20 protein-coding genes are annotated in these 18,614 nt (G+C 67.7%); 11 read left to right on the forward strand and 9 right to left on the reverse strand.

Annotation, left to right across the window (positions count from 1 at the left end):
• Positions 1-27: 27 nt before the first annotated feature.
• Complete coding sequence (locus tag D6860_RS08410) at positions 28-909, forward strand: hypothetical protein (protein ID WP_017467751.1); 882 nt, start codon at positions 28-30, stop codon at positions 907-909.
• Positions 910-1,069: 160 nt separating this feature from the next.
• Here the strand turns inward: D6860_RS08410 and D6860_RS08415 are convergent, their stop codons facing one another.
• The gene (locus D6860_RS08415) at positions 1,070-1,330 is read right to left on the reverse strand and encodes a DUF2312 domain-containing protein (RefSeq protein WP_076622351.1); all 261 of its coding nucleotides are present in this window, start codon (positions 1,328-1,330) and stop codon (positions 1,070-1,072) included.
• 126 nt (positions 1,331-1,456) lie between these two features.
• Between D6860_RS08415 and D6860_RS08420 the strand changes: the two genes are divergently transcribed.
• A complete protein-coding gene (locus D6860_RS08420; RefSeq protein ID WP_076622352.1) occupies positions 1,457-1,672 on the forward strand; it encodes a hypothetical protein in 216 nt (71 codons plus the stop codon).
• Positions 1,673-1,713: 41 nt separating this feature from the next.
• On the opposite strand, the gene D6860_RS08425 is transcribed toward D6860_RS08420, so the two are convergent.
• From D6860_RS08425 to D6860_RS08435, 3 genes are all read right to left on the reverse strand, one after another.
• On the reverse strand, positions 1,714-3,708 hold the full coding sequence (locus tag D6860_RS08425; protein WP_076622353.1) for an enoyl-CoA hydratase-related protein: 1,995 nt from the start codon (positions 3,706-3,708) through the stop codon (positions 1,714-1,716).
• A gap of 130 nt (positions 3,709-3,838) precedes the next feature.
• Positions 3,839-4,063 (reverse strand): hypothetical protein, encoded by a 225-nt coding sequence (locus D6860_RS08430; RefSeq protein WP_076622354.1) that lies wholly within the window; start codon positions 4,061-4,063, stop codon positions 3,839-3,841.
• Between the two features lie 43 nt (positions 4,064-4,106).
• Complete coding sequence (locus D6860_RS08435; RefSeq protein ID WP_229743223.1) at positions 4,107-4,418, reverse strand: TraR/DksA family transcriptional regulator; 312 nt, start codon at positions 4,416-4,418, stop codon at positions 4,107-4,109.
• A 167-nt stretch (positions 4,419-4,585) separates the two neighbouring features.
• Between D6860_RS08435 and D6860_RS08440 the strand changes: the two genes are divergently transcribed.
• From D6860_RS08440 to D6860_RS08455, 4 genes are all read left to right on the forward strand, one after another.
• Positions 4,586-5,449, forward strand: a complete 864-nt coding sequence (locus D6860_RS08440; RefSeq protein ID WP_076625240.1) for an MBL fold metallo-hydrolase — start codon at positions 4,586-4,588, stop codon at positions 5,447-5,449.
• Between the two features lie 82 nt (positions 5,450-5,531).
• Positions 5,532-5,957 carry a YeeE/YedE family protein gene (locus D6860_RS08445; protein ID WP_076622356.1) on the forward strand — a complete coding sequence of 142 codons (426 nt, stop codon included), beginning with the start codon at positions 5,532-5,534 and terminating at the stop codon, positions 5,955-5,957.
• A 1-nt stretch (position 5,958) separates the two neighbouring features.
• Positions 5,959-6,396, forward strand: coding sequence for a DUF6691 family protein (locus D6860_RS08450; RefSeq protein ID WP_017468299.1), 438 nt, complete (start codon positions 5,959-5,961; stop codon positions 6,394-6,396).
• Positions 6,397-6,405: 9 nt separating this feature from the next.
• Entirely contained in the window at positions 6,406-6,837 is a 432-nt protein-coding gene (locus tag D6860_RS08455) for a protein tyrosine phosphatase family protein (protein WP_076622357.1), read from the forward strand.
• 9 nt (positions 6,838-6,846) lie between these two features.
• Here D6860_RS08455 and D6860_RS08460 read toward each other — a convergent pair whose 3' ends face one another.
• From D6860_RS08460 to D6860_RS08480, 5 genes are all read right to left on the reverse strand, one after another.
• Positions 6,847-8,022: a FliM/FliN family flagellar motor switch protein gene (locus tag D6860_RS08460; protein WP_076622358.1), complete on the reverse strand. Its 1,176-nt coding sequence runs from the start codon at positions 8,020-8,022 to the stop codon at positions 6,847-6,849.
• Positions 8,023-8,120: 98 nt separating this feature from the next.
• Complete coding sequence (locus tag D6860_RS08465) at positions 8,121-10,802, reverse strand: ATP-binding protein (protein ID WP_164845634.1); 2,682 nt, start codon at positions 10,800-10,802, stop codon at positions 8,121-8,123.
• On the reverse strand, positions 10,799-11,122 hold the full coding sequence (locus tag D6860_RS08470; RefSeq protein WP_076622360.1) for a hypothetical protein: 324 nt from the start codon (positions 11,120-11,122) through the stop codon (positions 10,799-10,801). Before D6860_RS08470 ends, D6860_RS08465 begins: the two co-directional genes overlap by 4 nt.
• A complete protein-coding gene (locus D6860_RS08475; RefSeq protein WP_076622361.1) occupies positions 11,119-11,493 on the reverse strand; it encodes a response regulator transcription factor in 375 nt (124 codons plus the stop codon). The genes D6860_RS08470 and D6860_RS08475 overlap by 4 nt, the downstream gene beginning before the upstream one ends.
• A 112-nt stretch (positions 11,494-11,605) precedes the next feature.
• The gene (locus tag D6860_RS08480; RefSeq protein WP_076622362.1) at positions 11,606-12,907 is read right to left on the reverse strand and encodes a helix-turn-helix domain-containing protein; all 1,302 of its coding nucleotides are present in this window, start codon (positions 12,905-12,907) and stop codon (positions 11,606-11,608) included.
• 222 nt (positions 12,908-13,129) lie between these two features.
• On the opposite strand from D6860_RS08480, the gene D6860_RS08485 reads away from it, so the two are divergent.
• The 5 genes from D6860_RS08485 (at position 13,130) to D6860_RS08505 (ending at position 18,416) form a co-directional block, all read left to right on the forward strand.
• On the forward strand, positions 13,130-14,521 hold the full coding sequence (locus tag D6860_RS08485; RefSeq protein ID WP_076622363.1) for a substrate-binding protein: 1,392 nt from the start codon (positions 13,130-13,132) through the stop codon (positions 14,519-14,521).
• Positions 14,522-14,629: 108 nt separating this feature from the next.
• Positions 14,630-15,661: a branched-chain amino acid ABC transporter permease gene (locus D6860_RS08490; RefSeq protein WP_076622364.1), complete on the forward strand. Its 1,032-nt coding sequence runs from the start codon at positions 14,630-14,632 to the stop codon at positions 15,659-15,661.
• A gap of 3 nt (positions 15,662-15,664) precedes the next feature.
• Positions 15,665-16,882 (forward strand): branched-chain amino acid ABC transporter permease, encoded by a 1,218-nt coding sequence (locus D6860_RS08495; protein WP_017467778.1) that lies wholly within the window; start codon positions 15,665-15,667, stop codon positions 16,880-16,882.
• A gap of 10 nt (positions 16,883-16,892) precedes the next feature.
• Positions 16,893-17,648, forward strand: a complete 756-nt coding sequence (locus D6860_RS08500; protein WP_076622365.1) for an ABC transporter ATP-binding protein — start codon at positions 16,893-16,895, stop codon at positions 17,646-17,648.
• 12 nt (positions 17,649-17,660) lie between these two features.
• Positions 17,661-18,416, forward strand: a complete 756-nt coding sequence (locus D6860_RS08505; protein ID WP_076622366.1) for an ABC transporter ATP-binding protein — start codon at positions 17,661-17,663, stop codon at positions 18,414-18,416.
• The last annotated feature ends 198 nt before the right edge of the window (positions 18,417-18,614 follow it).

Consider the following 18,614-nt stretch of genomic DNA (forward strand, 5'->3'; position numbering starts at 1 on the left):
ATGCCGGTCCAACCGAAAGAGCAGGCGATGCAGATCATTCTTCACATCGGCGTCCACTCCACGGACGAGGACCGGCTGCTCAAGGGACTGCTGCGCAATGCCGAGGATGTCCGCAAGGACGGCGTCGCGATCCCCGGCCCCGGCCGCTACCGGACCCTGCTGTCGGACACGGTCAACGCGCTCGGCGACGGCACACCGGCGCCGGAGGCGCGCGAGGTGCTGCTCGACGCGATCATCGACGACGATCCCGAGCGGATCGACCGGCTTGTCCTGAGCCACGAGAACCTGCTGTCGGTGCCGAAGCTCGCACTGGCCGGCGGTCGGCTCTACCGCAAGCTCGAGCAGCGGCTCCTGGCAATGCGAAGGCTGTTTCCCGGCGATGACATCAAGATCTACGTCGGGCTGCGCGACTTCGCGACCTTCCTGCCGGCGGTCTATGCCGCCACACCGCACGCCAGCTTCGACGATTTCCTCTGCGGCGCCGACCCGATGCGGCTGCGCTGGTCGGAGATGATCGCGCGCATCCGCACGGCGGTGCCCTCGGCGCCGGTGACGGTCTGGTGCAACGAGGACACGCCGCTGATCTGGGGCCAGCTGCTGCGCGAGATGGCGGGGATCGAGGCGAACCGGAAGATCACCGGCGCCTTCGACCTCTTCGCGGAAATCATCAGCCCGGAGGGGATGACGCGCTTCCGCGCCTTCCTGACGGAGAACCCGGGCGTCAACGAGGCCCAGAAGCGCCGCGTGATGATGGCGTTCCTGGAGAAATACGCGCTCGACGAGGCCATCGAGGAAGAGCTCGACCTGCCGGGATGGGACGGCGCCTATGTCGACATGCTGACAGAACTCTACGACGAGGACGTCTCGCAGATCGGCCGGATGCCGGGGGTGCGGCTGATCTCGGCCTGAGGCCCGCGCGGCGGACGCCGCGGCGCCCAGACCGGAGACCCCGCGCAGACGGCCCCGGCGAGGGGGGCGCTGCCCCCTCTTGGCGCGTGCCGCGCCAATTCACCCCCGAGGGTATTTGGAAAGAGAAGAAGGGCCTCGGGCCGGAAAGGGGCCCGGCCGTTCACTCCATTCCGAGCGCGGCCTTGTACATCTCCAGAACCGCCTCTTCCTCGGCGATGTCGTCCTTGTCGCGCTTGCGCAGCGCGATGACCTTGCGCAGCACCTTGACGTCGTAGCCGCGGCCCTTGGCCTCGGCCATGACCTCTTTCTGCTGGTCGGCGATTTCCTTCTTCTCGAGCTCGAGGCGCTCGTATCGCTCTATGAAGCTGCGCAGCTCGCCTGCCGCGACGCCATAGCTGTTGCTCGAACCTTCGTCTTGCATCGGATCTGTCTCCTGCCGGTGTGGCGCTTTGAGTAGCCCAAGGCGCGCGCGACCATCAAGGGGTTGCGACGGAACCGGCGATGGATTACCGCAAGCCGCGTTTCACGGAGGAAAGGGACGATCGCCATGGAATGGCTCATCTGGCTTGGCGCGGCGCTGTCGGTCCTCGGACTCGCGGGGCTTTTGTGGTGTATCGTCAAGGTCTGGCGCGCCCGGCGCTCCGGCATGGACGACGAGGCGCTGCGCGCGGTGGTGCACGGGATCGTGCCGCTGAACATGGGCGCGTTGATGCTGTCGGTACTGGGCCTGATGATGGTGATCCTGGGGATCTTCCTCGGCTGAGGTTTCCGTCGCCGGGCGCGCGCGTGCCGGGCCGGCGGTCGTCAGCCGTTCAGCGCATCGAAATTGCGGCCGTTCTTGATGAGATCGGCGAAGACGGACTCGGGTGTCCAGAGCGTGCGGTCCGGGTGGTCGAACGTCTCCATCGTGCGCCGCAGCCGCAGCAGCCCCTCGACCCCGGCGAGATGCATCGGACCACCGCGCCAGCGCGGCAGGTCGAGCGCCTGCACCGCGACGAGATCGACCTCCGAAGGTGTCGAGAGCATCCCCTCGGAGAGCATCCGCGCGCCCGCGTTCGCCATGGCGCCGAACAGGCCCCCGCGGATGGTCTCGGGCGGGAGCGGCGCCGACCGGGGCCGGGCACTGTCGATCAGCGCCGCGACCTCGTCATCCTCGCGCGGTGAGCCGCTCTGCCAGTCATAGACCCCCTGCCCCGCCGCGCGGCCCGAGCGGCCCGCGTCGCGCAGCAGCCGAGACCAGTTCATTGCGCCGTCCGCGCGGGGTGCCTGCGCATGGCCCGCGAGCCCGGCCAGGTCGCGCGCGACGAAGGGCGGGCGCGTCCAGCCCCAGTCGCGGAGGGCGCGGTCGAGGTCGTAGGGATCCTGCCCGAGGTCCACGAGCGCATCCGCCGCGCGCTGGCAGACTGCCACAAGGCGCGCCGCGGCGCTCTCGCCAGAGGAAGAGACACGCACCGCGATCCGGCCCAGCCGTCGCGCGAGCGCGCGGGACGCGGCAAGCTCTCCGGCCGTGACGGAGGGGCCCGCGATCACCTCGAGCAGGCGCGTGGCATGGACCGGCGGCGCGAAGCGCAGGCCCAGCCCCTCGACCTCGCCCGCGAAGGCGATGGCCCGCACCGCTCCTTCCGGCACCGGCACGTTCCACTGCCCCGGCGCAGCGTGCAGGATCATCTGCGCGCCATCGGTCATCGCGGCGCCGTCACCGACGCGAAGCAGCGCCATGCATTCCTCGGCCTCGTCCTCGGTCAGAGCGCCGCGCACGACACCGGCCTCGAAGGCATCGCGGAGTTTCGGCACGCCGGCCCGCAGCTGGTCGGGATCCTGCGTGCCCCATTGCACCCGGACCCCGGCCCTGAGCAGGGCAAACGCAAGCTGCGCCGCGAGCCCCCCTCCGCCCAGGACGGCGATGCAGGACAGGTCGGGCAACGCCGTGCCGGCCGGAAGCCCGAGCCCCTGCGCCGCGTGTTCGGCGCGAAAGCCCGCGCGCAGGGCACGGGACTGTTCGGACCCGAGACAGGTCTCGAAGGCGTCGCGCTCCAACGCCAGCCCGGCCTCGAATGGCAGCAGCATGGCCGCCTCGACGGCGGCCAGGATCTCGCGCGGAGCGATTTCGGGACGGTTCGCGAGCGCCTCGCGGAAACGGGCAATGTCCTGCTGGTAGGCGCCGGGATCGGCAAAGCCGTCGCGGAGTTCGGACGTCCGCCGCGGCCCGTTGCCGGACGCGAGAAGCTCGCGAATGTAGCCTTCGGCCGCCGCGTTCAGGTCGACGTCTGCCAGCACGTCGACAAGTCCGCGCGCCGGGGCGCGGTCAACCGGGTAGGCGCCGCCGCCAAGCATCATCTCGAGCGCGGCCCGGGCGCCGATCATCCGTGGCACCCGCTGGGTCGCACCCGCACCGGGGACAAGGCCGAGCCTGACCTGCGGCAGGCCGACCCGGGTCGAGGTCAGCGCGATGCGGTAATGCGCCGCCAGCGCCAGCTCGAGACCGCCGCCCATGACGGTGCCGTGCAGCGCCGCGATGACGGGAATCCCGAAGGCCTCGATCCGTGCGCAGAGATCGGCCACCGAAGGTCCGGAGAGCGGTGCGTCAAGCTCGGCCAGATCCTCGCCGGCGGGAAAGCCGCGGGCCGTCCCGACCAGCAGGACGGCCTGCGCGCCGTCTTCCGCCGCCGCCCGGTCCAGCGCGGCATGCAGCCCCTCACGCACCGGACGCGCAAGCGCATTCACCGGAGGATGGTCGACCGCGATCCGGACGATGCCGTCCCGATAGGAATACCCGACCGTGTCCTGCGCCTCTGGCATATGCCCGTCCCCGTCCGCCGGGCGCATGTGCGACCGGCCCGTTGCCGCGCTTTTCCGCGCGATGACGGGGCATTAGAGGGCAATCGACGGTCGAGCGCAAGCGATCGGCCGCGCGGGCCGGACCCTGGGCTCAGATCGGCATGTTGTCGAACTGGTCTTCGACCTCGCTGTCGTGATCCGGCCGGACCAGCCGCAGCGCCGAACCGGGCGCCTTGCCGCCGCGCGCCTCGAGTTCCTCGATGTGGCGCTCGAGATCCTCTAGAAGCTCCTTGCGCACATCGGCATCCGCCGAGACCTCGGCCTGTCCGATTTCATCTTCCAGTTCGACGATCTTCTTCTTCAGGGCTTCGATCATGGGTTGGTCCTCCTCTCCGTAGCTCTTCGTGGATCGCCCGCGCCTAGGCAGGCTGGCGTTTCCGACCTCCGGCGCAGGTCGCGCAGAAGGGCGTGTCGGGCAGCACGTCGAGCCGGGCCTCGGCGATCGGCTCTCCGCAGCTCTGGCAGTATCCGTATTCTCCCTCGTCCATGCGACGCAGGGCCGCGCGGATCCGGGCGATTTCGGCCTGCCCGCTGCTGCCGAGGCTTTCGAGCACCTCGTCACCCTCGCGCTCGACCGCGCTTTCCTCCCAGTCCTTGGGAGCCGGCGCTTCCAGAGACTCCTCGATTCCCTCGAGCCGTGCGCCGAGCTCTCCGAGTCTCTTCAATAGCATCCTTCTGTGAGTTTCATGCGACATGATCTGTCCTGCCACGCTGTTTTCCGGGCCTCACGATGAAACGGGCGGCAGATCTCCGCAATGATTCAGGTCAATCCGCAATCGGCTCTTGAAAACACATTCCAATAAAGCCATATGACTTACGAAACGGAGGACCCGCCATGATGTCACCTGAAGTTACCGCATTCTTCGACGACGCCACCAATACGATCTCCTACGTCGTGCGCGACCCCGAGGGGTCGGCCTGCGCGATCGTCGATTCCGTGCTCGATTTCGACTATTCCTCGGGCCGCACCGATACCCGCTCCGCCGACGCCGTGATCGCCTTCGTGAAGGAGAAGGGCTACAAGGTCGAATGGCTGCTCGAAAGCCACGTCCACGCCGACCACCTGAGCGCCGCCCCCTACATCCAGGAGCAGCTCGGCGGCAAGATCGGCATCGGTGATCGCATCCAGATCGTGCAGGACACCTTCGGCAAGGTCTTCAACGAGGGGACCGAGTTCCAGCGCGACGGCTCGCAGTTCGACCAGCTGTTCCGCGAAGGCGACAGCTTCCATATCGGCCAGCTGCGCGGTGACGTGCTGCACACGCCCGGCCATACGCCCGCCTGCCTGACCTACGTGATCGGCGACGCGGCCTTTGTCGGAGACACGCTGTTCATGCCCGACTTCGGCACCGCGCGCTGCGACTTCCCCGGCGGCTCGTCCGAGACGCTCTACAACTCGATCCAGAAGATCCTCGCCCTGCCGGACGAGACCCGGATCTTCGTGGGACACGACTACAAGGCGCCGGGCCGCGACGAATACGCCTGGGAAACCACGGTTGGCGAGCAGAAGGCCGCCAACATCCACGTCGGCGCGGGCAAGTCCAAGGACGACTTCGTGCACATGCGCGACAGCCGCGACGCGACGCTGGCGATGCCCAAGCTCATCATCCCGTCGCTGCAGGTGAACATGCGCGCCGGCCGGATGCCGCCGCCCGACGAGAAGGGCGACGTCTTCCTCAAGGTGCCGGTGAACAAGCTCTGAGATCACTCACGGACCTGCGCCCCCGCCGCGAACCGGGGGCGCAGCTTTCTTCGAAGACATACGACCAAGGGAAACGCGCAACATGCAAATCGACTGGATCTGGGGCCTGATCGGCGGCTTGCTGATCGGCACCGGCGGCGCCGTGTTCCTGCTCTTCAACGGGCGGATCATGGGCGCTTCCGGCATCATCGGCTCGCTGGTGGACGGCTCGGCCGGGCGCAGCAAATGGGAGAAGCTGGTCTTTCTGGCCGGCGTCGTTCTGCTGCCGATCATCCTCTACCCGTTCTACCGAGAGGTGAACACGCACATCACCGACAACCTCGTGGTGCTGGTCGCCGCCGGCCTGCTCGTGGGCCTCGGCACCCGCATCGCCAACGGCTGCACCTCGGGGCATGGCGTCTGCGGCATCTCGCGGCTCTCGCCGCGCGGCATCGTCGCCACGGTGATCTACATCCTCGCCGGCGGTGTCGGCGTGATCGTCTTCCGTCACATGCTGGGAGTCATCTGATATGGGGCGCCTGATCTTCTCGTTCATCGCCGGTGGCCTCTTCGGGGCCGGCCTTTTCGTCTCGGGCATGACCGACACCACCAAGGTGCAGGGCTGGCTCGACGTCTTCGGCGCGTGGGACCCGACGCTCGCCTTCGTCATGGGCGGCGCCATGATCCCCATGTTCATCGCCTGGCAGATCGCCCGGCGGCGTACGCTGTCGGTGCTGGGCTCCGACCTGCCGCCCCCGCCGTCGACCCGAATCGACGGCCGCCTCGTGGTGGGCTCGCTGATGTTCGGCGCGGGCTGGGGCCTGGCCGGCATCTGCCCCGGGCCCTCGATCGCGGCGCTGAGCTACGGCGGGCCGTCGCTCTACGTTTTCATCGCTGCGATGCTGACCGGCATGGCGCTCGCGCCTTTCGTAAGAGCACGTCTGGACAAAGTGGTGCCTGCCGAGTGATCTTGCCGCATGGCTATGATCAATCTCACTCCCGGATACTCCGTATCCCCGCAAATCGCGGTCGACGAAGTGCCCGCCCTCGCTGAGGCGGGCATTTCGCTTGTCATCTGCAACCGCCCCGACGACGAGGTCGAGCCGCCGCTGCAAAGCGCCGCGCTCGAAGAGGCCGTCCGGGCGGCAGGCATGAATTTCGTCTACATTCCGGTGACCAACGAAGGGCTCACGCTGGACCAGGTGCAGGAGCAGGCCGAGCAGATTGCCGGCGCCGATGGACCGGTGCTGGCCTACTGCCGCTCGGGCACCCGCAGCTCGATCGTCTGGGCCATGGGAAAGGCCGGCGAGATGCCCGTCGACGAGATCCTCGCGACCACCTCCAAGGCGGGCTACCAGCTCGACGGTCTCCGCCCCAGCCTCGAATCGCTGGCCGCGCAGAAGTCCTGACCCCGCGGGTCAGGACTTGCCGATATCGAGCGGGGCGGCTGCAAAGTCGAAGTCGCCCATGAGGTCGCTTGGCTGATCCGCCTCCGGCGTGGCGGCCGGCGACATGTCGCCGAAGCCGAAATCGCCGGTGTCGAATTCCATCGGCGGCAGGTCCGGCAGATCTTCGGCAAGGTCGGAGGCTGCCGGCACCGGCTCAGGCGGTGCCGAATCTCCCCCCTGCGGCGGCGCTTGCGGAGCTTCGGAAAGGGCAGCGACCGTTGCCTCCCGTTCGATCATGGCGCCAGGCTCCGGCCGGTCGCGATCAGCCGCGCCCTCGGGCCATCTCAGCCGCACCGCCCGCATCCCGTTCATCTGGCCAAGCCGGCCGCCGGCGATGGGCACCTCGGAGCCCGAGACGAACTCGACCGTGTCGAGCGCATCGGGGGAAAGCGGCACAAGGTCGCCCGGCCTGAGCCGCTGCGCCACGCTCAACGGCAGTGTCACACGTGAAAGCACGGCCTCCATCCGCACCGGCAGCAGGGTCATCGTCTTCTCGTGCGGCCCCTCGGCCCCCTCGCCCGCCTCGGTCGCCGCAAGGGGATCTTCCGCCTCGGGCCGCTCGGGCAGGACGATCATCATGTCGCCCTTGCGCCGGCCCAGCGCGAGATCCACCGAGACCGAGAAGACCCGGTAGCTTGCGGCGTCGAGCAGCAGACCGGCGGCGCGCGGGTCTTCGAGCATCGCGCCGAAGCGGTAGCCTGCCAGCTGGGCGTGCAGCGGATGCCCGTCGAGGTAGCGCTCGAACCGCTCGAGCGTGCCGTCGAGCAACGGTGACACCATCGCCGCATCTGTCGGTGTGAGCGCGCGATCCTCGACAGGCATCTGGGTGACCTGCAGGATCGTCTGCACCTCGGTCAGGCCGGTGAGGATCTCGCGATCGACCATGGCGAGCCCCAGCGCCCCGCCGGGACCGTCGAGCAGCAGCAGGAGCCCGCGCGGGGGCAGCATCTCGACCACCTGATCCTGATCCGCGATCTCCTGACCCACGCCATGGGTGACGAGCGCAAGATCCCACAGCACATCGGCACTGCGAGACAACGCGCGGCGCAGGGCCTTGGCCGGCGACATCGCGCGCGCCTCGAAGGCCCGGCGCGCCGCGCTGGCCTTTCGGCCCAGAACATCGGTCTGTCTTGCGGGATCACCCATCGCCTTCCTGGCCTGTTTTCCGGCGGACTCCCTCAAGGGTATGGGTGAATAAGGTTACCAAGGGCTTTAGCCCGGCGCGGCATTCCGCGTTGCGGCCCCTACTGCGCGGCCATCGCGATATCGGCCGGCAGCACCACACGGAAGGCCGCGCCGCCCTGTGCCGGAAGGTATCCGATCTCGCCACCGAGACGCGCCATGATCTGCCGGCAGATCGCCAGCCCGAGCCCCGCGCCCCCAGCCTTCTGGTCGCTCACGCGGCTGAACTTCTCGAAGATCACGTCCTGCGCCTCGGTCGATATGCCCGAGCCGTTGTCGATGAAGTCGATCACCACGCGGTCGCCGGTGCGCACCCGGATCTCGAGCCGCGGCTCGGCGGCATCGCAGTATTTACGCGCGTTGGCCACGAGGTTGATGAACACCTGGCTGAGCCGGTCGATGTCGGTGTTCAGCCAGACCTGCTCGGCCGCCGGGTCGCGGTTGATGCGCAGCCGCGCGCCATGTTCGTCGGCGGCGGCGGCCGCCACCGCCCGGTCGAGCACATCCGACAGCAGCCCCTCGCGCAGGTTCAGGTTCACCTGCCCGTTCTCGAGGACGGACAGATCGAGCAGATCGTCGAGCAGCCGGGTCAGACGGATCGCCTCGTCGTGGATGATCGAGGCATACTTGCTCTGCTCCTCGGGGCCCAGTCCCTCGGTGTCGCGCAGGATCTCGGAGAACGCCCGGATCGAGGTCATCGGGGTGCGCAACTCGTGGCTGATCTGGCTGAGAAAGGCATCCTTCTGCACCGACAGCCGCGTGAGCTTCGAGTTCGCCTCGCGCAGCTGCGCGGCGGTGCGCGCCAGCTCCTGCGACTGCGCTTCGAGCCGGGCAGAGTATTCCATGAGCTGCGCGGTCTCGTCGGCCACCGCCATCAGGTCCTCGACCGAGACCGACATGCCGCCGACGATCTGCCCGACCATCGCGTGCGCCGTGGCCGCGCCGACCGAGCCCGCGAGCTCGCGTTCCAGCGTCTCGAGGAAGTCCGGCGTCGGCGCCGGCAGCGCACCGGGCATCCCCTGCCGCTGCGCCTCGCGCTCGAAGAGCTGCCGGGCGTCGCGCGCCCCGAGGATGCGCTGCGCCATGACCATCAGGTCCTCGGTCTCGGCCACCCGGCCGGTCCAGCTGCGCGGCGCGTTGGAATGGTCGAAGACGTTGACGAACTGCGCCCCCTGCAGCCGCTCAAGCGGCCCGGGGAAGCTCGCGAGCGAGGCCAGCACGAAGCCCGCCGTGTTGAGCGTCAGAGACCAGAAGACCGCGTGCAGCAGCGGGTCCATCCCCTCGATCCCGAACAGCGCCTGCGGCCGCAGCCACGAGAGCCCGAAGGGCCCCGCCACGAGCCACGCATCGGGCAGGAAGACACCGGAGCCGAAGCTCGGCAGGAAAACCGTGTAGCCCCAGCATCCGAAGCCGAGCGTGAGCCCGGTGAGCGCCCCCAGCCGCGACGCGCCGCGCCAGAAGATGCCGCCGAGCATGGCGGGCAGCACCTGCGCGACGCCCGCGAAGCTGATGAGCCCGATCGAGGCCAGCGCCGCGCCGCCGCCCGACAGCCGGTAGTAGAGATACCCCAGCATCACCACGGCGATGATCGACAGCCGCCGCGACAGCAAAACCACGTGCCGGACGTCCCCCGAGACCTTGGCGCCGCCCGCCGCGAAGCGCAGCCACAGCGGCATGACCACGTGGTTCGAGACCATCGTCGACAGCGCGATGGCGGCGACGATGACCATGGAGGTGGCCGAGCTGAAGCCGCCGAGGAACGACAGCACCGCCAGCCCGTCGCGGCCCTCGCTCAGCGGCAGGGTCAGCACGAAGAGGTCGGGGTTCGACCCTTCTGGCAGCATGTCGAGCCCCGCGACGGCGATCGGCACCACGAAGAGGCTCATCAAGCCGAGGTAGAGCGGAAAGGCCCAACTTGCGGTGCGCAGGTGGGTCTCGTTGTCGTTCTCGACCACGAGCACCTGGAAGATGCGCGGCAGGCACAGGAAAGCCGCCGCCGAGAGCATCATCAGCCCCGCCCAGCGCCCGCCGTTGATCTCCCAGTGCCCCAGAGGCGAGGCGTCGATCCGGTCGAGCGTGCCCGAGACCCCGCCCGAGAGCCCCCAGACCACGAAGACCCCGACGGCGAGCAGCGCCGCGAGTTTCACCACGGCCTCGACGGCGATGGCCATGACCACGCCGTTGTGGCGTTCGTTGGCGTCGAGGTTGCGGGTGCCGAAGATCACCGTGAAGAGCGCGAGACCGGCGGCGACCCAGAGCGCGGTGTGGCCGCTCTCTTCGCCGGTGGCCATGTCGCCCACGCCGAAGACCTCGAAGCTCAGGGTGACCGACTGGAGCTGCAGCGCGATGTACGGCGTGGTGCCGACCACCGCGAGGATCGTGACCCCGACCGCCAGCAGGTTCGACTTGCCGTAACGGGACGAGATCAGGTCGGCGACCGAGGTGATACGCTGGCTGCGCCCGATACGCACGAGCCGGCGCAGGATCCACCACCAGCCGATGAGCACCAGCGACGGCCCGAGGTAGATCGTCAGGTATTCGAACCCCGACCGCACCGCCGAGCCCACGGCGCCGTAGAAGGTCCACGCAGTGCAGTAGATCGACAGCGACAGCGTGTAGACCATGGGCGAGCGCAGCCAGCTCGCCTGTCCGCGAATGGCCGCCCGCTCGGCCACGAAGGCGATGGCGAAGAGAAACACCGCGTAGGCGCTGCAGACGGCGACCAGCGTATTGAGCATGGTCAGGGCGCCTCCGCCCGGCGGGGCCCGGGCTCGGCCCTCTCGGACTCGCCCGTGTCGGCCTCGCGCGCCTGCGCCGTCAGCCGCCACGACAGGACGCCCGCGCCCAGCACCAGAAGCGCCCAGACGCCGAACAGGTAGACGATGGCGCTCGACGAGCGCACCGCGGCCGTGCCCTCCTCGCGCCAGAGCAGCGGGATCAGCCAGAGCAGCAGCCCGATGAAGGGCAGCACGCGGGCCGCGTCGATCACCCGGCGGCGACGGTAGGATTGCCGTTCGAGAAACACCGGGGGCTTGCCCCGTCGCGGCGGCCCGCTCTCGGTCATGAGGTCTCGGCCATCAGCGCGCGCACCTGCTCGAGCATCTCGGCGTTCGAGAAGGGCTTGGTCATGAAGGCCGACACCCCTGCCCGCTCGGCCATCTCGCGGTCGCGCGACTGGCCGCGCGCCGTGAGCATGAGCACCGGCAGCTCCGCGGTATCCGCCTCTTCGCGCAACTCTCGCAGGATATCGTAGCCGCTCTTGCCCGGCAGCATGACATCAAGGATCAGCAGGTCCGGCGGGCTAGCGCGCAGCTTGTCGTTGGCGGTGGTGCCGTCGGAATGCGTGTCCACCGACAGCCCCTCGCGCGAAAGGATGAAGCTGATCGCCTCGATGATGTTGGGCTCGTCCTCGATCAGCATCACTCGTTTCGACATATGCACCCTTTCCCCCTGTCCCGGCCTCCTCAGCACCCGAACCGCGGATTGTCTCCCCTGTAAAAAACTTATCGCGAATGTGATCGCAGGTGTCAAAAAAGATCAGATCCGATCAGATCGGATCGGAGGCGAGCAGCGAGGGCTCGCGCCGTGCCGGACAGGAGACGCGCGGACAGATCCGGCAGGTCACGCCGACCTCTTCGGCCCCGTCCGCCGCGCGGGCCGGCGCCGGGGCGATCATCATGTGCGCCTCGAACACCGGCTCGCGGTTGAGCTCGGGCGGGCCGGCCGGCTGGGCAAAGGCGATGGCGGTGACCGCGCCGCTCTGGCGCCCGGCGGCGCGCAGGGTGCGGCTGAGCACCGACATCGGACGCGACAGCGCGGCGAAGAGCGGCCAGAGCGGGCAATCGGCGCCGAAGCGCGGGATCGGGAAATCGGGCAGCGGCCGGCGAAAGGTGAAAACGCCCGAGGCATCGCAGATCGCCAGGCCCACGGGGCCGCAGGGCGCGTTGGCCGGCAGCGTCGCCAGCCGCCGCATCGCCCGCGCCGGATCGGTGCCGAAGCGCTGCGCCAGCGCCAGCGGGTCGGTTCCGGTGACCACGACCGCCTCCATGACACGATCGAGCGGCATCGCCGCCGCATCCGCCGCGTAGCGCTGGAACGCCCGGCGCAACAGCGCCTGCGCGGTCGGCGAGAGCTCTGCGCCCATGTCGCCCGCCACCGCTTCGGGCGCGGCGCCAGCATCGAGCGGCGCGATGTGATACTCGGCGGCCTCGAACAGCGCTTCGAGTTCCTCCTGCGGCGTGCCGCGCTCGGCGGCGGCCTTGCCCTCGGCCTCGAGATAGGAGGCAAGGCTGCGGCTGCTCTCTGCAAGCCGCGCGCTGTCCTCGTAGATGTTGCGGTGGAAGCGGCGCTGCCAGTCCGGATCGATGTCGCCCGGCTCGGCGAGGATCGAGGCGGTCGAGCGGATCGCCGTCACCGTCGACAGCATCTCGTGCAAGGCATCGGCGAGATGCGGGTCATGCGCCAGCCGGTCGGTCAGCGTCTCGACCGACCGTTCGAGCGTGTCGATGCGATTGCGGGCGTCGGCGAGCAGCCGGGCCCAGCCGGGAAAGCGCCCGGCGAACTCGTCGAGGCGGTCGAGCTCGGCCCCGGTCTCGCCGTCGCGCAACGCCGCCTCGCGCAGCGTCGCGATCAGCGTGGCCTCGGCCCCCTCGGTCAGGACCGCCGGCTCGACCCCGAGGATCTCGGCGATGTCGAGCAGCAACTTTCCGCCGATTCTGCGCCGGTTATGCTCGATAAGGTTGAGATAGGACGCCGAGATTTCCGCACGACGCGCAAGCTCGGCCTGCTTCAGTCCAAGGATGATGCGCCGTTCGCGGATGCGCGAGCCTGTGAGCGTGTCGCGGGCCATGGTCGCTTATCAAGTCCTTTCAACGCCTTTCTGCGGCGCAACATAAAAATGTTTACAGAAGACTATGGCATACTGTTCATTCGTTGACAAAAAGATTGTTCCAACAAAGGCAGTTGTTGCGCGATTTTCAATCCCCGCAAATACTGATTTTGCACATCGCTGTGCGCGTGCCGGAGGGAAGAGGAGCCCGCCTGCACATCTTTACAAAATGGGAGGAATTTCATGTCCAAGACGACACTGTCTCGCCGTGGGCTGCTGCGCACCGGTGCGATCACCGGCGCCGGCCTGGCGCTGCCGACGATCTTCACCGCCTCGTCTGCACGGGCCTTCACCAACGAGCCCACCGGCGGCTCGGTGACCCTGGGCTTCAACGTTCCGCAGACCGGCCCCTACGCCGACGAGGGCGCCGACGAGCTGCGCGCCTACGAGCTGGCCGTCGAGCATCTTAATGGCGGTGGCGACGGCGGCATGCTGAACACCTTCTCGTCGAAGGCGCTTGAGGGCAACGGCATCCTCGGCAAGAAGGTCGAATACGTCACCGGCGACACCCAGACCAAGTCCGACGCGGCACGGGCCTCGGCCAAGTCGATGATCGAGAAGGACGGTGCGGTGATGATCACCGGCGGCTCGTCCTCGGGCGTCGCGGTCGCGGTGCAAGGCCTCTGCCAGGAGGCGGGCGTCATCTTCATGGCCGGCCTCACCCACTCGAACGACACCACCGGCAAGGACAAGAAGGCCAACGGCTTCCGCCACTTCTTCGATGCCTACATGTCCGGCGCGGCGCTGGCACCGGTGCTCGCCAAGCAATACGGCGAGGACCGCAAGGCCTACCACCTGACCGCCGACTACACCTGGGGCTGGACGCAGGAAGAGTCGATCAAGGCCGCCACCGAGGCGCTTGGCTGGGAGACGGTCGAGACCGTCAAGACCCCGCTCGCCCAGACCGACTTCTCGTCCTACATCGCGCCGGTGCTGAACTCGGGCGCCGACGTGCTGATCCTGAACCACTACGGCGGCAACATGGTGAACTCGCTCACCAACGCCGTGCAGTTCGGTCTTCGCGAGAAGCAGGTGAACGGCAGGAACTTCGAAATCGTGGTGCCGCTCTTCTCGCGCCTGATGGCACGCGGCGCGGGCGAGAACATCAAGGGCATCCTCGGCTCGACCAACTGGCACTGGTCGCTGTCCGACGAGGGCTCGAAGGCCTTCGTGAAGTCCTTCGGCACCAAGTACGGCTTCCCGCCGAGCCAGGCCGCGCACACCTGCTACGTGCAGACCCTGCTCTACGCGGACGCCGTGCAGCGCGCGGGCTCCTTCGATCCCTGCGCCGTGGTCGAGGCGCTCGAGGGCGGCGACAGCTCGCTTCCGGGCATCTCCTCGCCGGCCAACAAGGGCTACCTCTTCGACGGTCTCGGCAACGGCCAGACGCTTTACCGTTCCGCCGACCACCAGTGCTTCAAGGACGTGCTGGTCGTGCGCGGCAAGGAGAACCCGACCTCCGAGTTCGACCTTCTCGAGGTGGTCGAGGTCACCCCGGTCAGCCAGGTCTGGTACGAGCCCGACCACCCGATGTTCGCGGGCGGCTCGCTCGGCTCCTGCAACCCGGGCGCCTGATCTTCAGGGCATAGGCGGCGCGCGACCCGCGCCGCCCGTCATCGCAGCGTTCCCGGCCCCATGCGCCGGGAACGCCCGCCCCTCCTTTGACCTCGAAGGCTTCGGCTCATGGACGCAATCATCCTTCAAATCCTGAACGGGCTCGACAAGGGCTCGGCCTATGCGCTCATCGCGCTCGGGCTCACGCTCATCTTCGGCACGCTGGGGGTGGTGAACTTCGCCCATGGCGCCCTGTTCATGATCGGCGCCTTCTGCGCCGTCACCCTCAACCGGCTGCTCAACCTGTCGCACCAGGTGGTCGACGAGACCCGCACCGACTTTCTCGGCAACCCGCTGAAGGTCGACGTGCCCTACGTGCAGGATCTCTTCGGAGAGAGCGCCGGCGCGGCGATCATCGACTGGTCGGTGCCGCTGGCAATCCTGTTCTCGATCCCGGTGATGATCGCCATCGGCGTCATCATGGAGCGCGGCCTGATCAAGCACTTCTACCGCCGCCCGCACGCCGACCAGATCCTCGTGACCTTCGGCCTTGCCATCGTGCTGCAGGAGATCATCAAGCAGGTCTACGGCGCCAACCCGATCCCGACGCCGGCGCCCGATGCCTTCACCGGCTCCTTCGACTTCGGCGTGCTGCTGGGCTTCGATCCCAACGCCATCATCTATCCCTACTGGCGGCTCGTGTATTTCGCCTTTGCCGCCCTCATCATCGGCGCGGTCTTCGCCTTCCTGCAGTTCACCACCTTCGGCATGGTGGTACGCGCCGGCATGGCCGACCGCGAGACCGTGGGTCTGCTGGGCATCAACATCGACCGCCGCTTCACCATCATGTTCGGCCTCGCCGCCGCGGTGGCCGGGCTCGCGGGGGTGATGTACGCGCCGATCAACTCGCCGAACTACCACATGGGCATGGATTTCCTCGTGCTCTCCTTCGTGGTGGTGGTCGTCGGCGGCATGGGCTCCCTGCCCGGCGCCGTGCTTGCCGGCTTCCTGCTCGGCATTCTCGAAAGCTTCGCCTCGATGAACGAGATCAAGTCGATCCTTCCCGGCATCGACCAGATCATCATCTACCTCGTGGCCATCGTAATTCTGCTGACGCGTCCCCGTGGCCTGATGGGCCGCAAGGGCGTGATGGAGGACTGATCCATGCTCGGACTCGGTAAAAGAGACCTAACCCTCTTCGCGGTCGTGGCGGTGCTCGCGCTCTTCGCACCGTTCATCCTGAACCCCTTTCCCACCGACAGCGGGCTGGCGCAGTTCAACGCGGGCTACCCGGACCTGATGCAGCGCTTCGTGATCTTCGGGATCCTGGCCATCGGCTTCAACATCCTGTTCGGCCTGACCGGCTACCTCAGCTTCGGCCACGCCGCGTTTCTCGGCGTCGGCTCCTACTCGGCGGTGTGGATGTTCAAGCTTCTGAGCATGAACGTCATCCCGGCGATCCTGCTGTCGATGGTCATGGCGGGGCTCTTCGCGGTGGTGATCGGCTACGTCAGCCTGCGCCGCTCGGGGATCTACTTCTCGATCCTGACGCTGGCCTTCGCGCAGATGAGCTACAACCTCGCCTACTCGGTGCTGACGCCGATCACCAACGGCGAGACCGGCCTGCAGATCACCCTCGACGATCCGCGCATCCTGGGCGTCAGCGCCACGGCCGACGGCGGTATCCCGGTCACCAACCTCTTCGGGCTCGAGATGCGCAGCTTCGAAACCGTGGCCATGGGCCCGTGGGAATTCCAGTTCTCCATCGGCTACTACATCGCGGCGGTCATCATGCTGATCTCGTTCTACGTGGCGATCCGCATCTTCCGCTCGCCCTTCGGCATGATGCTGCGGGCGATCAAGTCGAACCAGAACCGGCTCTACTACACCGGCCTGAACGCGCGCCCCTACACGCTGGCCGCCTTCGTGATCTCGGGCATGTATGCCGGACTTGCCGGCGGCCTGCTGGCCTGCATGGACCCGCTCGCGGGCGCCGAGCGGATGCAGTGGACCGCCTCGGGCGAGGTCGTGCTGATGACCATCCTCGGCGGCGCGGGCACGCTCATCGGACCGGTGCTCGGCGCGGGCTTCATCAAGTACTTCGAGAACATCTTCTCGAAGATCAACGACCAGGTGGTGCACGGCTGGGTGTCCTTCCTGCCCGACGGGCTCGAGGATCTCGTGGTCGGGCTCATCCACCCCTTCGTCGGCAAGGGCTGGCACCTGACGCTCGGCCTGCTGTTCATGCTGATCGTGATCTTCCTGCCCGGCGGGCTCGTCGAGGGCGGCCAGCGCATCCGCAACGCCGTCAGCAACCGTCGCAACCGCAATGCGGATGCCGCCGAGGCGCAGGCCGCCTCGCAGCAGCCCCCGGCCGAATAAGGAGACCGCCATGGGCATTCTCGAAGTCAAGGACGTCAACAAGCGCTTCGGCGGCCTGAAGGCGCTGACCGACGTGACCCTCTCGGTGGCCGAGAACTCGGTGCACGCGATCATCGGGCCCAACGGGGCGGGCAAGTCGACGCTGCTCAACTGCCTCGTCGGCAAGCTCATCCCCGACACCGGCTCGGTCATGTTCGACGGCCAGTCGGTGCTGGGCCGCAAGCCCTACGAGATCAACCAGATGGGCATTTCCCGCGTGTTCCAGACACCGGAAATCTTCGGCGACCTGACGGTGATGGAGAACATGATGATCCCGCTCTTCGCACGTCGCGACGGGGTCTTCCGGCTGCACGCCATCGAGTCCGTCGAAAGCGAGCGCGAACTGCGCGAGCGGGCCGAGGCGATGCTCGCCGACGTCAACATGCTGGAGAAGCGCAACATGCACTCCGCCTCGATGTCGCGTGGCGACAAGCGGCGGCTCGAGATGGCGATGTGCCTCGTCCAGGAGCCGCGGCTGCTGCTGCTCGACGAGCCCACCGCCGGCATGGCGCGCGCCGACACCAACAACACGATCGACCTGCTCAGGGAGATCAAGGCCAAGCGCGACATCACCATGGCAATCATCGAGCACGACATGCACGTCGTGTTCAGCCTCGCCGACCGGATCACCGTGCTCGCGCAGGGCACGCCGCTGGTCGAGGACACGCCCGAGAACATCAAGGGCCACCCCAAGGTGCAGGAAGCCTACCTTGGCGAGCACGCGTAAGGAGCGGATCACATGAACGTCAGACCCGATTTTTCCCGCAACGCCAACCAGGCGGAAACCGCCCCGGCCTTTCTCTCGGTGTGGGACATGCACTCCTACTACGGCGAGAGCTACATCGTGCAGGGTGTCAACTTCAACGTGCACGAGGGCGAAATCCTCGCTCTTCTGGGGCGCAACGGCGCGGGCAAGACCACGACCCTGCGTTCGATCGCGCGGATGGACAGCCCGCAGGTCAACCGTGGCGAGATCTGGCTCGACCACCAGCCGCTGCACAAGATGAGTTCCTACGAGGCGGCCATGGCGGGGCTCGGGCTCGTGCCCGAGGACCGCTGCATCATCCCCGGCCTCACGGTCGAGGAGAACCTGCAGCTAGCGCAGATCGCGCCGCCGATCGGCTGGTCGATCGAACGCCTTTACGATCTTTTCCCGCGCCTCGGTGAGCGCCGCAAGCAGGAGGGCGTGACCCTCTCGGGCGGCGAGCAGCAGATGCTGGCCATCGCCCGGGCGCTGGCGCGCGACATCAAGGTGCTGCTGCTCGACGAGCCCTACGAGGGGCTGGCGCCGGTCATCGTCGACGAGATCGAGAAGACCCTGCGCCACATCAAGGAACAGGGAATGACCACCATCCTCGTCGAGCAGAACGCGGTGCGTGCGCTGCAGCTGGCGGACCGGGCGATCATCCTCGACACGGGCTCCATCGTCTTCGACGGCAGCGCCGCCGAGGTGCTCGAGAACGCCGAGCTGCGGGCGGAATATCTCGCCATCTGACATGGGCTTGCGCGGAGGGTCGCCCCTCCGCGCTGCCCTGGAATATGTGCGAATTTTCAGCGGCATTTGCTGAAACATTCCACCAAATGCCTATTGCCATCCCTCGCCGCGCGCGTTTCCCTTGATCATCGAATTCCGTGGAGGAGGAACCACACATGTCCGACACCTACCCCCCGTCTTCCGATTTCGTATCGCACG

Origin of the sequence: Salipiger sp. D13, assembly GCF_003703915.1 — a bacterium.
Taxonomy (GTDB): Bacteria; Pseudomonadota; Alphaproteobacteria; order Rhodobacterales; family Rhodobacteraceae; genus Salipiger; species Salipiger profundus.